Origin of the sequence: Shewanella sp. OMA3-2 (assembly GCF_021513195.1) — a bacterium.
Lineage (GTDB): Bacteria > Pseudomonadota > Gammaproteobacteria > Enterobacterales > Shewanellaceae > Shewanella.
On the sequence record NZ_CP090974.1, the window covers coordinates 3955431 to 3974085 of the forward strand.

Genomic DNA, 18655 nt, shown 5'->3' on the forward strand with positions numbered 1-18655 from the left:
CATTTTTGTTATTCACTCAACCAAAGCGGAGTGTTGATTATTAAGGCAGCTGAAGAAATCGACAAATTTTATCAAGCTGTTGCTCGTATCCCACAAAGCTGTGGTCGCCATTAGGTTCTAGATGTAATTCACAGCAATGATACTTGTGCAAAGCCTGACGATAATCTAACACTTCATCACCAGTTTGCAACAAAACCAAGAATCTATCAGGGTGGTTAATGGCACTTGTATCATATTGCGCTACGGCAATACGATCTTCAGGTAACACCTGATAATGCTCGTCAATATGAGGATTATATTGAGGCCCTAAAAACTCTTCAAATAAATCATACGGTTTTACTGCTGGGTTTACTAATACTGCTTTTCCACCATACTTTTCGGCTAAAAAACTGGCAAAATATCCACCAAGAGACGAACCAATAAATCGAACAGGCTGACTTTTTGCGAGTGCTTGTTCGGTTATCTCTGTTAACAATGCCATCGCGGCATGGATAGATGTGGGTACTTGTGGCTGAAAAAATGCTAAATCTGGATAATATTGCTTAATATATTTTGCTGTTTTCAGCGCTTTATCTGACTGATTTGAACTATTGAATCCATGTATATAAAGCAGCATATATCCTCACGCCACGGTTAATTTACATTAACGCGCATTCACAAAGCTTACTAAAAAGTAGTGGGTCGAAAGAAGTTAGTAACCGCTGGCTTCATTGTCTGGTGTGAAATGATCGCCTGCAACACGATGAACCTCAGAGTGAATGCTACCATCGCAAAGCAGCTCCAGCAAACGATAACCTGGTTGAACGTCATCTAAAGCGAAATGTTCGGATAAAGGCTTAAATTGTATACAGGTGGAAGGGGTCGCCATTAATGCTATTGCCCCATGTGGACCTTGGTGATATTGGTTTATCTGCTGATGCACATGCCCCCAAAGTAAGCCTTTGACTTGTGGGTATTGACTCACTCTTTGGATAAAGTCGTTACCATTAGCCATACAGTGTTGATCTAACCAGCCACATCGCATCAAAATGGGATTATGATGCATAACCAGTAATACATGCTTATCCGGCTCAGCTTTAATGGCGGCATCAATGATGGAAAACTGCGTTTCTCCCATAAAACCACCAGGTTTACCGCGAACCGTAGAATCCAACATTAAAATTTGCCATTTACCCGCAATTATTCGTTGCTGGCCAAAAACATGAGCGCCTTGCATGTGTAACGTCATCATACGAGGGTCGTCATGATTACCAGGTAAATAATGACAGGGCAATTGGGCAGATGATATTTGGCGAACAAAATTATGATAAGAAGTGGCTGAGTAGTCTTGGCTAATATCACCAGAGGCGATCAGTAAATCGGCAGTAGCAGAAGAAGCCAAAAAAGTATCAATAACGGCCTGTAGACTTTGAGCTGTGTTTACACCTAAAAGCTTAGATTCAGGATCGGCAAAAAGGTGCGGGTCCGTAACTTGGACCAATCGCACCGATTGATTTTCCTCAAAAGTGTATTTCACAGCTGGTTTCAGCACGTACAATTCCCGAATATATCGTTGTTAAGCAAGTCACGAAAAAGTAATACTGTGACAACCTATCTTAAGTAGCTCTTCTAAAAATGCATTCACTTGAAACTTTTCATCGGCCTGATGCATATCTATATTAGGATAATCATATACCGGTTTAAAACTAAAAATCTGTTGACTAGTTAACACTTCTGCTAATTGAGCGTCATGATATATTCTTACCACCACTTTCGGGGATGACACAAATAAGCTGTGTGGTAAGCTGCGTGAAATCTCAACTAATTGGGTATATCGAGTATTCTCAATCAATGTCACAGCCAATGAACCAAACTCACCTTCAACTACCCAAGAGGTATCGATTTCACTCGCGTCTGGCAACCATTTTAAAATCAACGCATAGTTTCGCCCACATAATGCTAAAAAAGCACTGACGTTGGGTTGGTATCGAGTTTTGCCTTGCGAACTTAACTGTGCCAATTGATCCACTTCACCTCAAATATATAATCCGTTGTGTTAACCTAATCGACTTGATTCTGGTATTGCTGATAATTCAACATCAACCACTGAATACCCAGTACAGTTGATGCATTATCTATTCGACCAGACTTCACCCAATCATAAGCTTGTTCACGACTAACCACATGGACTTTAATGTCTTCATTTTCGCTATCAAGCCCATGAATGCCTTTGGCTTGACTAGCATCAACTCGTCCAAGATACATATAAAACCGCTCGCTGGTACCACCAGGGCTGACAAGATAACTATTTATATAGTCAATATGACTGGCAATTAAGCCTGACTCTTCAAATAATTCCCTTGTCGCGACTTGCTCTGGTTTTTCGCCAGGCTCGATCATACCTGCCACAAGCTCAAGAAGCCAGATTGATTTAGTACTTGCTAATGCAGGCACGCGTAATTGTTCGATTAATACGACTTGATCTCGAATTGGATCATAAGGCAGCACCACAACAGCATTACCACGTTCAAATACTTCCCGAGTGACTTCTCCACTCCAGCCTCCAGCAAACAACTTATGTTTAAAGCGATATTCGTCTAACCGGAAAAAACCTTGGTAGAGCACTCGTTTAGACAAGAGTTCAAAGTCATTGTCCGCATCAAAATTGACGGTTGCTATTGTATTTTTCATAAAAAACCCAATGTTAAGCTGATAGATGGTTAAAAAAGTCTTCACCACCTAAAAAGATGAAATGAATTGAATTATTGTTGAGGTTGCCTAGTGTGAAATAAAATCTGTTACACTTCAAAGTTGACTTAAAACGATAATTTTTTAATAGTCCATGGTGTAGCATTTTACTTCTATCGAATAAAGCTCACTTTGGCCAACTATAAGCCAGTTAAACTTAGAAGCAAAATCACTTTTAAGCTGTGACACCAGACAAATGTAAATACATTAAAGTACCATCATTTGTGATGCTTCTTTTTAAGTAATAGTGTTTACAAAAAATTTAAGCTTTATCGCAATCTCGACTCAAATTGCGCTAAATGCCGCCACTATTTGTCACATTAATCATTTGATTAAGTGCATTGAAATCTACCTATCCAGGCTAATGCCATTTATAACAGATAGGTTTAATAATGAGTTCGTTATATCTTTAACTACGATATTTAAGCATTGTCTAAAAGGGCAGAAAATGAAATTCAAAATGGGTACTCTATACGCAGCATTATCATTTGCAGTGTTCGCGCCAACTGTACAAGCTGACGATTTAATGCAAATTTACCAACAAGCTCTCACCAGCGATCCTATCGTATTGCAAGCACAAGCTCAGCGTGATGCATTATACGAGAGCATTGAAGAAAATCGCGCCCCTTTACTACCAACAATCAGTGCGACTGTCGGTTACTCAAAAGCATGGAATAAGTATGAAGGTGAGTCAAGAATTGAGCCCGAGGGGCTAACTGGTGGTGTAAAACTAAGCCAGTTAATATACGACCACAGTGCCTGGGTAGGTTTAGATCTTGCTGAAATGGCTGCATCGCAAGCCGATGCTTCTTATGCATCAGCATTACAGTCACTTATCACTCGCGTGACCAATGCTTATTTCAACGTATTAACCGCTAAAGATAACTTTGAATTCCAAGGTGCCGAAAAAGCGGCCATTGAGCGCCAGCTTGAACAAACTAAGCAACGCTTTGCGGTGGGTTTAACCGCTATTACTGATGTCCATGAAGCGCAGGCACAGTACGATTTAGCCTCTGCACAAGAGATTTTAGCTGAAAACACGCTAGCCAATAGTTATGAAGCACTGCGTGAAATAACGGGTATCGATCATAAATCAATTAACATTCTCGACACCAACCGCTTTTCAGCAGGCACTCCAGCACCCGCCAGCTCTAGTGACTGGTTAAAAATGGCAGAAACTAGCAGCCTAGCATTGCTTGCTCAGCGTATCGGTAAAGACATCGCCAGTGAGACGATTAAGCTTTACAAAGCGGGTCACATGCCATCGCTAAGCTTAGATGCTGGTTACACTAAAGGGCTTGAGCAACAACCGACACCAGACTATGACAACGCGAATATTGGTATCACTTTACGTGTACCTATCTTTGAAGGTTTTAAAGTTTCTTCACAGGTTAAGAAAGCACAATATCAATATGTTGAAGCCAGTGAAAAGCTAGAGCAAACTCACCGTGGTGTCGTTAAAGATGTACGTAATAACTTTAACAACGTCAATGCTTCAATCAGTTCAATCAGAGCATATGAGCAGTCAGTGGTATCGTCTGAAAGTGCACTAAAAGCCACTCAAGCTGGTTTTGAAGTGGGCACGCGTACCATTGTTGACGTATTAAATCGTACCCGTGACTTATACGATTCAAAACGTAAGTTGTCTGATGCCCGTTACGGTTACATCAATTCTATCGTGGCCCTAAAACAAGCTGCGGGCACTTTGAATGAAGATGACGTAATTGCGATTAACAATGGCTTAATTAGTCAGTAATCATAATATCGTTCGTCTAATAAAAATGGCCCTTCAAGGGCCATTTTTATTATCTGTAATGTGATGTCTATCATTAAAAAACAAAAAACCAGCCGATTGGCTGGTTTTTCTATATAAGCTTTGGACACTTAGCTAGAGATTAGCCCTGTGGGCGCATCGCTGGGAATAAAATAACATCACGAATGGTATGAGTGTTAGTAAACAACATCACCAAACGGTCGATACCAATACCCTGACCCGCTGTAGGCGGCAAGCCGTGCTCTAGTGCAGTAATATAGTCTGCATCATAAAACATTGCTTCATCATCACCAGCATCTTTAGCGTCAACCTGTGCTTTAAAGCGGCTGTCCTGGTCTTCTGCATCATTAAGCTCAGAGAAACCATTAGCCACTTCACGGCCGCCAATAAAGAACTCAAAACGGTCAGTGATAAAATGATTGTCATCATTGCGACGCGCTAGAGGTGAAATGTCCGCTGGATAACCGGTAATGAATGTAGGTTGCATTAGCTGAGTTTCTGCGGTTTCGCCAAAGATTTCTTCTAACAGTTGGCCACAAGTCCAGAACTTCTCAATTTTCATCCCAATGCTTTTGGCAAGGGTACGCATAAATTCAACGTCTTTAACTTCTTCATAAGTCATAGACTGAATGGTTGCGTTATCTGGATTGTATTTCTTTATCGCATCTAACATGCTTAAACGTGCGTAAGGGCCACCAAAGTCAACAGTATGTTCACCGTATGGAAGTTGTGGAGAGCCGCACAATTCAGTCGCGATAGAGCTTAACATCTCTTCAGTTAAGTCCATAAGGTCATTGAAATCAGCGTATGCCATATAGAATTCCATCATAGTGAATTCTGGGTTATGGCGTGGCGATAAGCCTTCGTTACGGAAGTTACGGTTAATTTCGAACACACGCTCAAAACCACCAACCACTAAACGCTTAAGGTAAAGCTCAGGCGCAATACGTAAGTACATCGCCATGTCTAATGCATTGTGATGTGTCGCAAAAGGACGTGCTGATGCACCACCTGGTATGCTGTGCATCATCGGTGTTTCAACTTCCATGAACTCTTTTTTGATCATGAAGTTACGAATAGCAGAAACCACTTTAGAACGCATAATGAAAGCATTACGTGAATCTTCGTTGACGATTAAATCAACGTAACGTTGACGGTAACGCGTTTCTTGGTCAGTTAAACCATGGAACTTTTCAGGTAATGGACGCAAAGCTTTAGTCAGTAATTGATACTGTTCCATGTTGACATATAAATCACCTTTACCTGACAGGTGTAGCTGACCAGTAACACCAATAATGTCACCAATGTCTAAGCCCTGGAATGTCTCTTTCAAGTCTTTTTGAACATCTTTACCCGCGTAAGCCTGAATACGACCGCTGACATCTTGAATCACTAAAAAAGGACCACGCTTAGCCATAACACGGCCAGCGATAGAGCGTTGAATGCCCATGCCTTCTAATTCTTCTTTAGTATGGTGACCGAACTCAGCTTCAATGTCGGCAGCTTTATGTTTTCGATCGAAGTTGTTTGGGTGACCATTTGCTGGGCAATTCGTGCGGATGTGATCCAGTTTTGCACGACGTTCTGCAATTAACTTGTTTTCATCTTGAGTGTGTTCAGTCATCTTCTTCTCTCGTTAAAGGCCAGATTTAAGGCTAGCTTCAATAAACTTGTCCAAATCGCCATCTAAAACGGTTTGGGTATTTCGGTTTTCAACACCGGTACGTAAATCCTTAATGCGCGAGTCATCTAATACGTATGAACGAATTTGACTGCCCCAACCAATATCAGACTTAGCGTCTTCAGCGGCTTGCTTATCGGCATTTTGTTTATACATTTCCAACTCGTACAACTTGGCTTTTAATTGCTTAAATGCCGAATCACGGTTTTTATGCTGTGAGCGGTCATTTTGACACTGCACCACTGTGTTAGTAGGAATATGGGTAATACGTACTGCAGAATCCGTTTTGTTAACATGTTGACCACCAGCGCCTGAGGCACGGTAAGTATCAATACGTAAATCAGAAGGATTAATATCAATTTCAATATCATCTTCGATTTCAGGGTAGACAAATACCGAGCAAAAAGAAGTATGGCGTTTACCTGATGAATCAAAAGGGGACTTACGCACTAAACGATGTACGCCCGTTTCTGTCCGCATCCATCCAAAGGCATACTCACCGGTAAACTTAATGGTTGCACCTTTAATACCAGCCACATCCCCAGCAGTCACTTCAATCAATTCAGGGCTAAAATTATGCGCTTCGCCCCAGCGTAAATACATACGCAGTACCATATTGGCCCAATCTTGAGCTTCTGTTCCGCCTGAACCTGATTGAATATCAAGATAACAACTTGCCGCATCATTTTTGCCTGCAAACATACGGCGAAACTCTAAATCGGCTAGACGCACTTCAAGTTCAGCAATTTCGTTACTGGCATCATTGAAGGTTTCTTCATCGTCTTCTTCAATGGCTAATTCTAATAAACCAGCGATATCTTCAAGACCAGAATCCATATCATCGATGGTTTTTACAACGGCTTCAAGTGCTGAACGTTCTTTACCTAACGCTTGGGCGCGCTCAGGTTCATTCCACACTTCTGAACTCGCAAGCTCTTGGCTAACCTCTTCTAAACGCTCACTTTTAGCAGCGTAGTCAAAGGTACCCCCTAAGAAGTTCTGTGCGCTCGGCCAGCTCCTTAATTTTGAATTTTACCGGATTAACTTCAAACATGAATTTTCAACTTAAAAAATAGCGGTTAACAAAAGGTTTAACGGCGTATTTTACCCCATGCGCGTCACTAAACCTAGACCGAAGCAAGGTTAATTAAGCCGAATATATTTCAACTGTCTGCATCAAGATTTCAGATCCTAGCGACGCAGTAATCGTGAACCAAGATAAACCGATTTATTTCGACTCATAAAGCGTTAAATAAGTGACGCCAATAAGTAACACAGAATATAAAACGAATGAAAACACCTATATTTAAAACAGACTTAACAGCGTGCCAATAACAGCAAATCCAGCGACAAGCAGCACTATATTAGGCTTGAATATTTTCAGTAACCCAAACCCTAGCACCACTAACGCCATGTCGAGTGAACTGACTACCCCACTGCTAAATACAGGCTGGTACAAAGCCGCCAATAATAACCCCACCACAGCGGCATTGACCCCAGCCAACCCGCCAGCAATAACTGGACGTTGGCTAATGGCTCCCCAACTGTTTAACGCCACTAACATTAATAAAAATCCCGGCATAAAAATAGCAACCGTCGCCACAAGCGCACCTAAAATGGGAGATTCTTGCCAAATATCAGCCCCCAGAAAAGTGGCTAATGTAAACATGGGGCCAGGCACTGCCTGCGCTAACGCATAACCGGTTAAAAACCTGTCTTGAGTTACAAGTTCGCCAACATTAGCTTCAAGTAGCGGTAATACAACATGACCACCACCAAATACTAAACTGCCGACTTGATAAAACTGACCAAAAATTTGCCCAAGACTATCGGGCTGAGAAGCCAGCCAAAAAGAAGCGCTTAAGCCTAAAACAAAAATGGCTAACCACAATAGATTTAGCTTAATTTCAGGGGCGTCGGGAGATACATTATCACCGCGGGTGAGTACTAAAGCACCAATAATAGCCGCCACAATGAGTACCGCAATTTGTGTTAATAATGCCGGAAATAATAAAATACACGCGACAGTGGCTATCATTAAACATTGCGCTGTTTTACGTTGGCAAAATTGTTTAAACATAGTTAAAGTCGCATCAGCCACTACTACCACGGCAAGTAATTTTAAACCGTGAATAGCACCAGCAACCATATCCAGTTGCAGCCAACTGGCACTGGAAACAGCAAACAGAAATAACAGTAAAAATGAAGGAAGCGTAAAACCTAAGAATGCCGCCAATGCTCCAGTTAGCCCACCTTTATGGTAACCAATTGCAAAGCCTACTTGGCTTGAACCAGGCCCGGCATAAACTGGCTTAAGGCAACAAAGCTGGCGTATTGCTTGTCATCAAGCCAGTTCAAGTCTTGTACAAAGGTTTGTCTGAAATAACCAATATGTGCTGCTGGGCCGCCAAAACTGATTAAACCTAACGCTAAAAAACGACTAAAAATTTGCCACATATTGAATCCCTATTGCCTTGATGTCTTTTTAGTTTATGACATTAATATTAATACTTAATGACAGAGTGCGTCTTTCTCTAGCATCACCAGCACTTCATAATGATCCGTGTGAGGAAACATATCAAACAACTGTACCTTGGTAATTCGATAACCTGACATCATGGCTAAATCTTTGACTAGACTTGTTGGATTACAACTAGAATAGACTATCGCTTTAGGTGAGAATGCGGTTAACGATTGGCAAAGAGACTCGCCTATTCCCCGCCTTGGTGGGTTAACAATAATTAAATCGGGTTTATCATTGGCAACTATCCCATTGGCAAAGTCAGTTGAATCCAGCGCCCTAAAGCTGATGTTCTCTAAGCCCATTTCTGCGGCCGACATCTTGGCGCATTCTATCGCTTCGGCCTCAATTTCAATTCCCGTTAACCGAATTTTGCCACTGGCACAATGCAGTCCGAATCCCCCGACCCCACAAAATAAATCCCATATATGGTGCGGATTAAATGCCGCCACCCATTCGCGTGCGGTTTGATAAAGCTGCTCAGCCACTTTGGGGTTTGTTTGAAAAAAGCTTTTAGGTCGAATATATAAAGGCACATCATTAAAGCGATCGGCAAGACGGGTTTGATCGGTTAAAAATATTTCTTGCTCGCCTTCTAAAATCGCCATATGAATAGGTTGAATATTAACCGACACTAAACTGATTTTAGGAAACTCAGCCTGTAATTGAGGTAACTGTCGTTTAATCCGTGAAATGGCCTGTTCACTGTTCAATACAAAGCGCAGCATAAATTCACCAGAAGCATAACTGCGGGTAAGTAAAATATACTTCAACTCACCTTTACGTTTGTCTACCCGATAAGGTGGAATTCCCGCTTGCTGCACAAATAATTGCAATCGATTTAACAGTAACTGCATATCTTCAGGATACAGTTGGCAATCGCATAAACTAATCGGTTGCCCCTGGGGATCGACAATACCTAAAACGGGTTGATGTGCTGCACCTAACACCACCATTTTAGCTTTATTGCGAAAATGATTCTCTTGACTTGCAATAGGTTCAAGCCATTGCTCAACAGGCAATTGATTAAAAAACTGCTGTAACTTGGTCATTTTATGTTGTAACTGTACTGATATAGGCGTGTGAATATCACGACAAGATAAACAATGCCCTTTTTCAAAAAACTCACACTTCACAGCTTGATGCCTTATCACAATTGAGTACTTTTAATGCGTTATCACATAAGCTTTTAAGTTGCTGTAATTGTGCGATATCGCCACCCACTTTGCAGCGCATCATTTCAGGTACTGACTCAGCTTGCTGGCGTAGCATTTGCCCTTGTTCGGTCAGATGCAATACTCGTACTCGCTCATCTTCCTCACTGCGTCCGCGTATCACGAGGTTTTTGACTTCTAAGCGCTTAAGTAAGGGAGTGAGCGTACCTGAGTCTAAATGCAAACGCTCGCCCAAAGTTTTAACGCTTATTCCCGCCTCTTTCCACAACACTAACATGACTAAATACTGCGGATATGTCAGAGACAACTCATCAAGCAAAGGGCGATAAGCGCGGATCATCGCATTAGTGACGCTATATAATGAAAAACACACCTGATTTTCAAGTGCTAATGGATTGGTTGATGGCATAAATATCCCCCTTTAAATGAGGCGCTATGATAACATATTCTAATTGTGCACAACCTATAATACTTAACCAAGAATCTATAATATTTTGCCAAAGATGCTTATAAATACGATATCTTTGCTACAGTATTTAATACGCTGGCCGATATACAAAATAGAGTAAGACGAAAACCATTAAGTTAATAGAAGTGAGGTTTATATGACAATTTCAGTAAATGCCCCAAGTAACATGCCTACAACTATTGATTCTGGCAATAGTTTAAAAATAGCTGTAATGGCAAAGGATCAGCAAAAAGTTGAAGGTCAAATGGCACTGCAACTGATTGAAGCTGCAGCACCTCCAGCGGCACCTGTTGGTAATGCGGGTCACAATATTAATACGACAGCCTAATTTTTTAACTGTGTATTTGCTATCTTAAATTACCCCACTGAGTGATTAGATCATTACTGGTGTTGCTAATAGATAGATAAATTACTTGATGAAAAAACAATCGGCTTTAACTACGATTAATTTAACTGCAATTAGTTTAAATGCGATTGGTATAGCGCTGAGCGACTCTTCGATATCTGTGGCTCAAGCGCCTAGTTTTCAATGTAATAAAGCACACGGTTCCATTGAGAAGCTTATTTGCCAATCCGATAAGTAAGCCCTACTAGATATGCTGTTACAGCCGCTTATTATCAATGTGGTGATTTTCCGCAATCTCAAATCACATGCCATACCACAAAGTAACCACGCCAAGTATTGCAAATAAAGCAGCACAGCTTCTGTGGATAATCTTCATCGGTAATTTATCTGCACTAAAGTGACCCAGTAATACTACGGGCACATTGGCGATTAACATGCCTAATGTTGTCCCTATGACTACCATGGTAAGTGCGTCATATTTAGCGGCTAACACCACGGTCGCGATTTGGGTTTTATCGCCCATCTCGGCGATAAAAAAGAGAATAAAGGTAGCCATAAACGCACCAAGTTTATAAAAGCTATTGTCATCCTCATCTATTTTATCGGGTATCAATACCCATAGTGCAATAGCAAAAAATGACCCAGCTACAGCATAGCTAGCCCATTGAGGGTCAAGCCAGCTAACAGCAAACTGCCCGACCCAAGCCGCCACAAAATGATTGATTAATGTTGCCAATAAAATGCCTAAAACTATGGCAGATTTATTGCGAAAACGTGCGGCTAACAATAATGCTAACAGTTGAGTTTTATCGCCAATTTCAGCAATAGCAACGGTAAAAGTTGAAGTAAGAAGTGCTTCCAAGGGAAAATCCTAGCGTGATTAGAGGGCATATAAACCAAGCACAAGCAACAGCAAGCCCTCTAAGCTACTGTTACCGCACTAGGTCTTGCTTAACAAAGAACGTCTTTGTTGTTTATAGCATGGCAATATGGCCAATTATGTTGATATAAACGCCCAAAGTTATTGATGGCAACAACTTAAAGCTAGCTACTCCCCTAAAACGAGGGCTGCAATATAACTCAAACTCAAATGGCATACAATACTCAATGCCTAACCACTTGAGCTGTTATGGTCTACTGAAAACTCAATATCACTACTGACTTTAATCTTAACGAAACAAATGTTATGTAATTGTTTCTACACAGCGTAAAAAATCTTTAATAGACTAAGTTTCTTGCCTGAGTCGTTTGCCTTCTGCTAATGTCGCTGGCTATTAAAAATAATAATTATATGGACACACTCGTGAATTTAAAAACACTTGGCTCTATTTCGATAGTCGCAGGTACTGCAATAGGTGGAGGCATGCTTGCGTTGCCTTTAGCCACGGCAGCATTGGGGATCATCCCGGCTATTTTGTTGTTAATTGTCATTTGGGGGATCTCAGCTTACACCTCTTTACTGATGCTAGAGATTAACTTACGTGCTGGGGTAGGTGATAATGTCCATGCCATCACAGGGAAAACGTTGGGTAAGCTAGGGCAGTTAATTCAAGGTGGTTCGTTTTTAAGTTTATTATTTGCCTTAACCATGGTGTATTTAATGGGCGGTTCCTCGCTACTGGAAACCCGCTTAGCCCCTCTGGGGCTTGAATTAAGTAACCAAGCAGCAGTGCTATTATTCACGCTTATGTTTGGCGGTATTATTGCCGTTGGTGTCAGTTGGATTGATAAGGTCTCTCGAGTGCTGTTTACCGCTATGGTGGTATTGTTAGTCTTGGTGGTCACCTTTTTACTGCCAGACGTTAATTTAGTTGCAGCATTAACCAACACTGTCAGTGAAGTCGCTCAAGGCAATCAATTAACTCAGCTATGGCTAGCTGCAATTCCGGTAGTTTTTACCTCATTTGGTTTCCACGTGTGTATCGCCACTATTGTGCGCTATCTAGACGGTGATGCTATGTCACTGCGTAAAGTCCTGTTAATCGGTTCAACCATTCCATTAGTCTGCTACATTCTTTGGTTATTGGTGACATTAGGCTCATTAGGTGGCTCAACAGTGCATGAGCTTGGTGGATCTCTGCCTAAACTGGTATTGGCATTACAAGGGCTAGTTGAATCACACATTATTAGCCAATTTATTGATATTTTTGCCAACCTTGCATTAATAACTTCATTTTTAGGTGTCACTATGAGCTTGTTTGATTATGTGGCCGAACTTACACGTGCTAGAAGCAATGTTGCTGGCCGTATGCAAACTTGGTTAATCACCTTTATTCCACCATTACTGTGCGCATTATTCTACCCAGATGGCTTTTTTCAAGTGTTAGGTTTTGCTGCTATTCCTTTGGTTGTGATGATCATCTTTTTACCAATAGCGATGGCATTAATACAACGCTCACAAAAACTAGGCGGTTATCAAGTCATGGGTGGCGTTCCTGCACTGATAATCACAGGTATTATTGGTGTATTGATTGTTATTGCACAGCTAATGGTCGCACTGGGTTAATGGCCGATCACGAAGTTAAATTTAGTTTGTAACTGGGTTTTTCTGGCGCTGTTAAGATGTTATAAGTTTTGTTAAAGTCAGGCCTAGGCCTGACTTTTTTTGTATGGCGAATAGTCGCATTAACATCGCGCTACTATCTAAAATAATAAATACATTAATGTATATTCGGTTTATTTCACATACTGCCAAACCACTTGAGCATGTGATTACTTTATCAAAATGGACTTATAACAATGAAAACATGGTTACTTACGGCTGCTATTGCAGCCAGTTTTGCTGCGCAAGCGGATGAAGGTATGTGGCAACCGCACCAACTTCCCGCTATGGCTGATATGCTTAAGCAACAAGGCTTAGAGATTGATGCAAAATCAATTTCTAAACTGACTGAATTCCCTATGAATGCGGTAATCAGTCTTGGCGGTTGTACCGCCTCTTTTGTATCGCCAAAAGGCTTAGTGGTCACTAATCATCACTGTGCTTACGGTGCAATTCAATACAACTCAACCCCAGAAAAAAATCTGCTAAAGGATGGCTTTTTAGCTAAAACTTACCAAGAAGAATTACCTGCTACGCCAGGGTCACGTGTTTATGTTACCGAAGCGGTGACCGAAGTAACTGATAAAATTACAAATGGCCAAATGGACAAGGTCGGCAACGATTTTTACGCCGGTATCGAACAACAAGAGAAAGCCCTAGTGGCCGAGTGTGAGCAAGAAGAAGGTTACCATTGTCAGGTTTACAGCTTCCATGGTGGCTTAGAATATTACCTCGTTAAACAGCTCGAAATTCGTGATGTACGCTTGGCCTATAACCTGGCTGGCAGTGTCGGCAAATACGGTGGCGATATCGATAACTGGATGTGGCCACGCCATACTGGCGACTTCTCATTTTATCGCGCTTATGTAGGCAAAGATGGTAAACCAGCTGACTTTCATGCGGACAACGTGCCTTATGAGCCAAAAAGTTTTCTAAAAGTATCAGCTAAAGGCGTCAGTGATGGTGACTTTGTGATGGTTGCTGGTTATCCCGGCAGCACTAATCGCTATCGCACCGCAAGCGAGGTAGAAAACCAATTCGAGTGGGCTTATCCAGAAGGTAAGATTCTGCGCGAGCGCATGATTGAAATAATCAAAGAAACAGCCGCTGAAGGCACTGATGAGCGCATTAAGTATGAAAGCTTAATAGCAGGGCTTGCCAACTACGCTAAAAACTTTGCTTCAATGATTGAGTTCTACGGCAAAATGCCCATGCTAGATGATCGTAAAAAGGTCGAAAGTGATCTAGCGTCATGGATTAATGCCGATTCGGCACGTCAGGCAAAGTATGGCGAAACGCTAGTTGAACTGAATAAATTGGTCACTAAAAGTCAGCAAAACCAGCAGCGTGATACCTTGTTAGGCTATATCACCTACACAACCATGCTGACCACAGCGCGTGATTTATATCGTTTAGCTAACGAAAAAACACTGCCTGATATGCAGCGTGAACCAGGTTATCAAGACCGTGACATGACCAGCTTTACCTCAAGCATGGAACGTATTGATCGTCGCTATGCTGCTAGTGTCGACAAAGCATTATTAATCGATCTGCTAACGCGTTATGCCAACCTACCGGCAGAACAGCGTTTACCGGCATTTGATAAAGCCTTTAATATTGGTAAAAAATTCGATGCTAAAAAATTGAATAAAACCTTAGATAAGATGTTTGCTCAAACAACATTAGCTGATCAAGCTACCCGTTTAGCATGGATGAACAAATCGGTTGCAGATTTTAAAAAATCTAACGACCCATTCATTCAGTTTGCTGTCAGTACCTATGATGAAAGCATCAAGCTAGAGCAAGCACAAAAACAATTATCAGGTGATCTAATGAAAGTACGTCCACAATTTATGGACGCTATCATTGCTTATAATCGTGAACTCGGTAAGCCGGTTTATGCTGACGCTAACTCAAGCTTACGTGTCTCAGTAGGTAATGTTAAAGGCTATTCACCGCAAGACGGCTTGGTGGCGGTGCCCTTTACACGTTTAGAGGGTATCTTAGCCAAAGATACCGGTTTAGATCCATTTGATGCACCGGCTAAGCAGCTTGAGTTAATCAAACAAAAACAATACGGCGATTACTATGTCAAAGCTATTGATTCTGTACCGGTTAACTTCTTATCAACCTTAGATACCACTGGCGGTAACTCTGGTTCACCTACACTAAATGGCCGCGCTGAATTAGTCGGTTTATTGTTTGATGGTGTGTATGAAAGTATTATTGGTGATTGGGGCTACGATGCCAATAAAAACCGTTCTATCCAAGTTGATAGTCGCTATATGTTATGGATTATGGAGCATGTAGATCACGCGGATAATTTATTAGCAGAAATGGACATCGTTAAGTAACCCGTATTCGTTGCACCAACATGCTTAATTCGGCGGCCGTTAACGGTCGCCGTTTTGTTTCCGCCAGTTGACCTAACTCGACGCCTCCGATAGCCACCCGTTTTAAATCAATAACCCGATAGCCTAGGGTTTGGCACATTTTACGGATCTGTCGGTTTAATCCCTGGGTCAAAACAATGGCAAATTGCAATGATGTTAACGATGTCATCTGACAGGTTCGAGTGGTAATGCTTTGACCTGCTTGCTGATAAGTCACCCCCGCAGCCATTGTGGCCAAAAACAGTGCATCAAAAGGTGTATCAAGACTGACATGATAGGTTTTTGAATGTTGAAAACCTGGATGCAATAGTTGCTGAGTTAATTGGCCATCATTGGTGAGCAGTAACAACCCTCGGGAATCTTTGTCTAATCGCCCCGCAGGATACAATCTTGGCTCTTTAGGTAAATGATGTAACAAACTACTAGGGTCGCTTTCAATTAAACGACAATCAACTCCGACAGGCTTATGATATAGCCAGTATACTTTAGCTTCGGGTTTACCTACTTTTACGCCGTCAACACGAATATCATTAACTGAATCTGTATTAATAACATCTACTTCAATGACAGCTGAATGGGTGGCTACTTGGCCATTAATAGTGACCCTATTAGCATCAATAATTCTACAACATTGACGCCGAGAGGCGATGCCGCAAAGGGCAAGATAATGGGCTAAACGGTAATGAACCATAATGATTTACGCTGGCACAAAATGACGCGATAAAGATTGTTGTACCACTATATGTTGCCGTATGCTGAACCCAAGACAGACACACCATAAAATATTCGCTTGAGTTAACACCCACATACTAGAGGATACCCAACAAAAATGACTGCCACTATCATCGCAGTAAGGGAAATCCAGTAAATGCCAATCTAGCAAACGAATTAAGTTAACGGACGTTACAATCGCCACTATCGATAACCCAAATACCACCCGGTCATGGTGCTTTGGGGCTTAAAATAATCAGCAAAACATAAACAATGTAAGACTAACGAGCTAACTAAATACAAGGTTGACACTTTGCGATGCCATTCTAGAAAGTTAATCGGAAACATCCCCATGAGTGCAGTACTTAAACCAACTATAGCCCCTACAATGGCAATAGTTCGACTTAACGCATCAGAGAAAGTGAAATAAATAGCCAAAGTCGCTAACAAGAAACATGCTCCAGCAGCCAATAAAGATAGGTTAAATACCGCAGCTAAGGGAGAATTCATATAATCACCCAAAATATCAGGACGAATATTAAAGATGTTAGTTTGCATTTGCTGCGCCTGTGCAAACAATGCCGACAAGACTCCAAAGCTAGCAATAATAGCTGCGGCTAATGACATAAATACAATCACTAGATGTAAGTCAAAATTTTTATGCTGTTTATTCAAGGGGGAGCTGGTATTAGACATAAGTCAATCGAGCTTACCTTTATCTTTGAAAAAGTAAAAGCCCTAAACACGGCTTAGGGCTTACTGCTGTTAATGCTAGGGCAATTAACACACTCTAGATTCAAGTATTACTATCTTTATTATGCCCGCTTACGAAATATCACGATAGCGACCGCAACAACGGCCAGAATCATACAATACCAGGCATTGGATACCGCCGTTAATGGGCTGATAGTAAACACTGATGCAATTAATAATGCTTGCGCACCATGGGGGATCAGCCCCTGAATAATGCAGGCAAAAATATCCATCACACTGGCAGCGCGTTTAGGGCTAACACCGTGTTTTTCGGCTAAGTCTTTGGCAATATCACCGGTAACCACAATGGAAACTGTATTATTTGCCACGCAGGTATTTGTTGCAGCCACAATACTTGCTATGCCCAATTCTGCAGCCCGCGGTGATGTATCACCCGCTGATTTAGAGAAACGGCTAATTAGCCCTTCGACCTTACTATTCACAAATGCTAAGCCACCTTGCTGCTGCATTAGTGCCGCCAAACCGCCTACCAACATAGACAAAATGAAGATCTCTTGCATATTGGTAAAGCCAGTATAAATGTCATTACCAAATTGAATCACATTGTAATCTGCGGCCAATATCCCAGTCAGACCTGCCAACAGAATACCCAAGGTTAGCACCACAAATACATTTAACCCTGCAACAGCCAAAATCAATATGGTGAGATACGGTAATACTTTTACAAATTCAATTGGCTGCTGGGTAATAATAGCCTGCCCCTGGCCTGCAAACGAAAAAGCAACCAAGGTTAAAATAGATGCAGGAATAGCAAAGACTAAGTTTTCACGAAACTTATCTTTCATATCACAGCCCTGGGTGCGAGTCGCTGCGATAGTCGTATCAGAAATAATGGATAAATTATCACCAAACAATGCCCCTGACATGACCGCGCCCGCCATTAATGCGTAGTCAATTTGGGCTTGGTCTGCAACACCTAAGGCTACAGGAGCCACAGCCGCGATAGTGCCCATCGATGTCCCCATAGCAGTGGCAATAAATGCCGCTATCATAAAGAAACCAGGTAATAATAAATCTGCTGGAATAAGCGATAAACCTAACGCAACCGTAGCATCAACACCGCCTGTGGCTTTAGCAACAGAGGCAAATGCACCCGCCAGTAAATAAATTAAACACATGGCGATAATATTGCTATGGCCAATACCCTCAATGAAGGTTTCAATTGCGTTATTGATTTTCTGTTTAGACAGCAGCATTGCCAAAATGATCGCAGGTAAAATAGCAATCACACTCGGCAATTGATAAAAAGCGTAATCAACCCCCTGGCTTTGAAAGTACACTCCAGCGCCAATAAATAATCCAAGAAAAACAAATAAAGGAAACAAGGCAATAAAGGATGCTGTTGGCGAGCTGTTACTGGTGGCGAATTTAGTCAAAGTCATCTCTCTTTTTCTATATTTTTTAGGCTTGCGGCGAAGAAGCGATATTCATCTCAGTGAATACTCGATTTACATCCTACACATCCTATTCATCTGCGCCAAGAATAAGAGAAGTAATTTAAAATTGCAACACGGACGTCTAGACTTCTTTCCTTCCGCATTA

17 protein-coding genes and 1 pseudogene are annotated in these 18655 nt (G+C 41.6%); 4 read left to right on the top strand and 14 right to left on the bottom strand.

What is annotated here, in order from left to right; all coding sequences use genetic code 11:
• Nucleotides 1-40 precede the first annotated feature (40 nt).
• The 4 genes from L0B17_RS17445 to nudF form a co-directional block, all read right to left on the bottom strand.
• On the bottom strand, nt 41-616 hold the full coding sequence (locus L0B17_RS17445; RefSeq protein WP_235086538.1) for a YqiA/YcfP family alpha/beta fold hydrolase: 576 nt from the start codon (nt 614-616) through the stop codon (nt 41-43).
• A 75-nt stretch (nt 617-691) separates the two neighbouring features.
• Nucleotides 692-1531 carry a 3',5'-cyclic-AMP phosphodiesterase gene (gene cpdA / locus L0B17_RS17450; RefSeq protein ID WP_235086539.1) on the bottom strand — a complete coding sequence of 280 codons (840 nt, stop codon included), beginning with the start codon at nt 1529-1531 and terminating at the stop codon, nt 692-694.
• A gap of 33 nt (nt 1532-1564) precedes the next feature.
• Nucleotides 1565-1999 (bottom strand): DUF1249 domain-containing protein, encoded by a 435-nt coding sequence (locus L0B17_RS17455; RefSeq protein ID WP_235089919.1) that lies wholly within the window; start codon nt 1997-1999, stop codon nt 1565-1567.
• Between the two features lie 41 nt (nt 2000-2040).
• On the bottom strand, nt 2041-2670 hold the full coding sequence (nudF, locus tag L0B17_RS17460) for an ADP-ribose diphosphatase (protein ID WP_235086541.1): 630 nt from the start codon (nt 2668-2670) through the stop codon (nt 2041-2043).
• A gap of 505 nt (nt 2671-3175) precedes the next feature.
• On the opposite strand from nudF, the gene tolC reads away from it, so the two are divergent.
• Nucleotides 3176-4483, top strand: coding sequence for an outer membrane channel protein TolC (tolC, locus tag L0B17_RS17465; protein ID WP_235086543.1), 1308 nt, complete (start codon nt 3176-3178; stop codon nt 4481-4483).
• Between the two features lie 139 nt (nt 4484-4622).
• On the opposite strand, the gene lysS is transcribed toward tolC, so the two are convergent.
• The 5 genes and pseudogenes from lysS to L0B17_RS17490 form a co-directional block, all read right to left on the bottom strand.
• Entirely contained in the window at nt 4623-6125 is a 1503-nt protein-coding gene (gene lysS / locus L0B17_RS17470; RefSeq protein ID WP_235086544.1) for a lysine--tRNA ligase, read from the bottom strand.
• Between the two features lie 12 nt (nt 6126-6137).
• Nucleotides 6138-7236, bottom strand: a protein-coding gene (gene prfB / locus L0B17_RS17475) for a peptide chain release factor 2 (RefSeq protein WP_235086546.1) whose coding sequence is annotated in 2 segments (ribosomal slippage) — nt 6138-7160 and nt 7162-7236 — 1098 coding nt in all. Because the reading frame shifts where the segments join, the coding sequence is not laid out codon by codon here.
• A 252-nt stretch (nt 7237-7488) separates the two neighbouring features.
• Nucleotides 7489-8639 (bottom strand): annotated as a pseudogene (gene chrA, locus L0B17_RS17480) (chromate efflux transporter).
• A gap of 54 nt (nt 8640-8693) precedes the next feature.
• Nucleotides 8694-9839 carry a 23S rRNA (uracil(747)-C(5))-methyltransferase RlmC gene (rlmC, locus tag L0B17_RS17485; protein WP_235086548.1) on the bottom strand — a complete coding sequence of 382 codons (1146 nt, stop codon included), beginning with the start codon at nt 9837-9839 and terminating at the stop codon, nt 8694-8696.
• Nucleotides 9829-10287, bottom strand: coding sequence for a MarR family winged helix-turn-helix transcriptional regulator (locus L0B17_RS17490; RefSeq protein ID WP_235086550.1), 459 nt, complete (start codon nt 10285-10287; stop codon nt 9829-9831). Before L0B17_RS17490 ends, rlmC begins: the two co-directional genes overlap by 11 nt.
• 196 nt (nt 10288-10483) lie before the next feature.
• Here L0B17_RS17490 and L0B17_RS17495 point away from each other — a divergent pair, with 196 nt between their 5' ends.
• Nucleotides 10484-10675, top strand: coding sequence for a cytoplasmic protein (locus L0B17_RS17495; protein ID WP_235086552.1), 192 nt, complete (start codon nt 10484-10486; stop codon nt 10673-10675).
• Between the two features lie 319 nt (nt 10676-10994).
• Here the strand turns inward: L0B17_RS17495 and L0B17_RS17500 are convergent, their stop codons facing one another.
• The gene (locus tag L0B17_RS17500) at nt 10995-11555 is read right to left on the bottom strand and encodes a TMEM165/GDT1 family protein (RefSeq protein ID WP_235086554.1); all 561 of its coding nucleotides are present in this window, start codon (nt 11553-11555) and stop codon (nt 10995-10997) included.
• 441 nt (nt 11556-11996) lie between these two features.
• Here L0B17_RS17500 and L0B17_RS17505 point away from each other — a divergent pair, with 441 nt between their 5' ends.
• Together L0B17_RS17505 and L0B17_RS17510 are read left to right on the top strand one after the other, a co-directional pair.
• Nucleotides 11997-13199: an aromatic amino acid transport family protein gene (locus L0B17_RS17505; protein WP_235086555.1), complete on the top strand. Its 1203-nt coding sequence runs from the start codon at nt 11997-11999 to the stop codon at nt 13197-13199.
• Between the two features lie 233 nt (nt 13200-13432).
• On the top strand, nt 13433-15589 hold the full coding sequence (locus tag L0B17_RS17510) for a S46 family peptidase (protein ID WP_235086557.1): 2157 nt from the start codon (nt 13433-13435) through the stop codon (nt 15587-15589).
• Here L0B17_RS17510 and L0B17_RS17515 read toward each other — a convergent pair.
• The 4 genes from L0B17_RS17515 to L0B17_RS17530 form a co-directional block, all read right to left on the bottom strand.
• Nucleotides 15582-16319: a pseudouridine synthase gene (locus L0B17_RS17515; protein WP_235086558.1), complete on the bottom strand. Its 738-nt coding sequence runs from the start codon at nt 16317-16319 to the stop codon at nt 15582-15584. The two genes, L0B17_RS17510 and L0B17_RS17515, sit on opposite strands and share 8 nt — an antisense overlap.
• A gap of 6 nt (nt 16320-16325) precedes the next feature.
• On the bottom strand, nt 16326-16544 hold the full coding sequence (locus tag L0B17_RS17520) for a hypothetical protein (protein ID WP_235086560.1): 219 nt from the start codon (nt 16542-16544) through the stop codon (nt 16326-16328).
• Nucleotides 16544-17035: a hypothetical protein gene (locus tag L0B17_RS17525; RefSeq protein ID WP_235086562.1), complete on the bottom strand. Its 492-nt coding sequence runs from the start codon at nt 17033-17035 to the stop codon at nt 16544-16546. The genes L0B17_RS17520 and L0B17_RS17525 overlap by 1 nt, the downstream gene beginning before the upstream one ends.
• 119 nt (nt 17036-17154) lie before the next feature.
• Nucleotides 17155-18495: a Na+/H+ antiporter NhaC family protein gene (locus L0B17_RS17530; protein WP_235086563.1), complete on the bottom strand. Its 1341-nt coding sequence runs from the start codon at nt 18493-18495 to the stop codon at nt 17155-17157.
• Nucleotides 18496-18655: the final 160 nt, after the last annotated feature.

Coding starts and splice junctions, on each gene's coding strand:
- L0B17_RS17515 (WP_235086558.1), bottom strand. CDS start 16,319: ATGGTTCATTACCGTTTAGCCCATTATCTTGCCCTTTGCGGCATCGCC.
- tolC (WP_235086543.1), top strand. CDS start 3,176: ATGAAATTCAAAATGGGTACTCTATACGCAGCATTATCATTTGCAGTG.
- L0B17_RS17445 (WP_235086538.1), bottom strand. CDS start 616: ATGCTGCTTTATATACATGGATTCAATAGTTCAAATCAGTCAGATAAA.
- nudF (WP_235086541.1), bottom strand. CDS start 2,670: ATGAAAAATACAATAGCAACCGTCAATTTTGATGCGGACAATGACTTT.
- L0B17_RS17510 (WP_235086557.1), top strand. CDS start 13,433: ATGAAAACATGGTTACTTACGGCTGCTATTGCAGCCAGTTTTGCTGCG.
- lysS (WP_235086544.1), bottom strand. CDS start 6,125: ATGACTGAACACACTCAAGATGAAAACAAGTTAATTGCAGAACGTCGT.
- L0B17_RS17495 (WP_235086552.1), top strand. CDS start 10,484: ATGACAATTTCAGTAAATGCCCCAAGTAACATGCCTACAACTATTGAT.
- L0B17_RS17490 (WP_235086550.1), bottom strand. CDS start 10,287: ATGCCATCAACCAATCCATTAGCACTTGAAAATCAGGTGTGTTTTTCA.
- L0B17_RS17525 (WP_235086562.1), bottom strand. CDS start 17,035: ATGTCTAATACCAGCTCCCCCTTGAATAAACAGCATAAAAATTTTGAC.
- L0B17_RS17530 (WP_235086563.1), bottom strand. CDS start 18,495: ATGACTTTGACTAAATTCGCCACCAGTAACAGCTCGCCAACAGCATCC.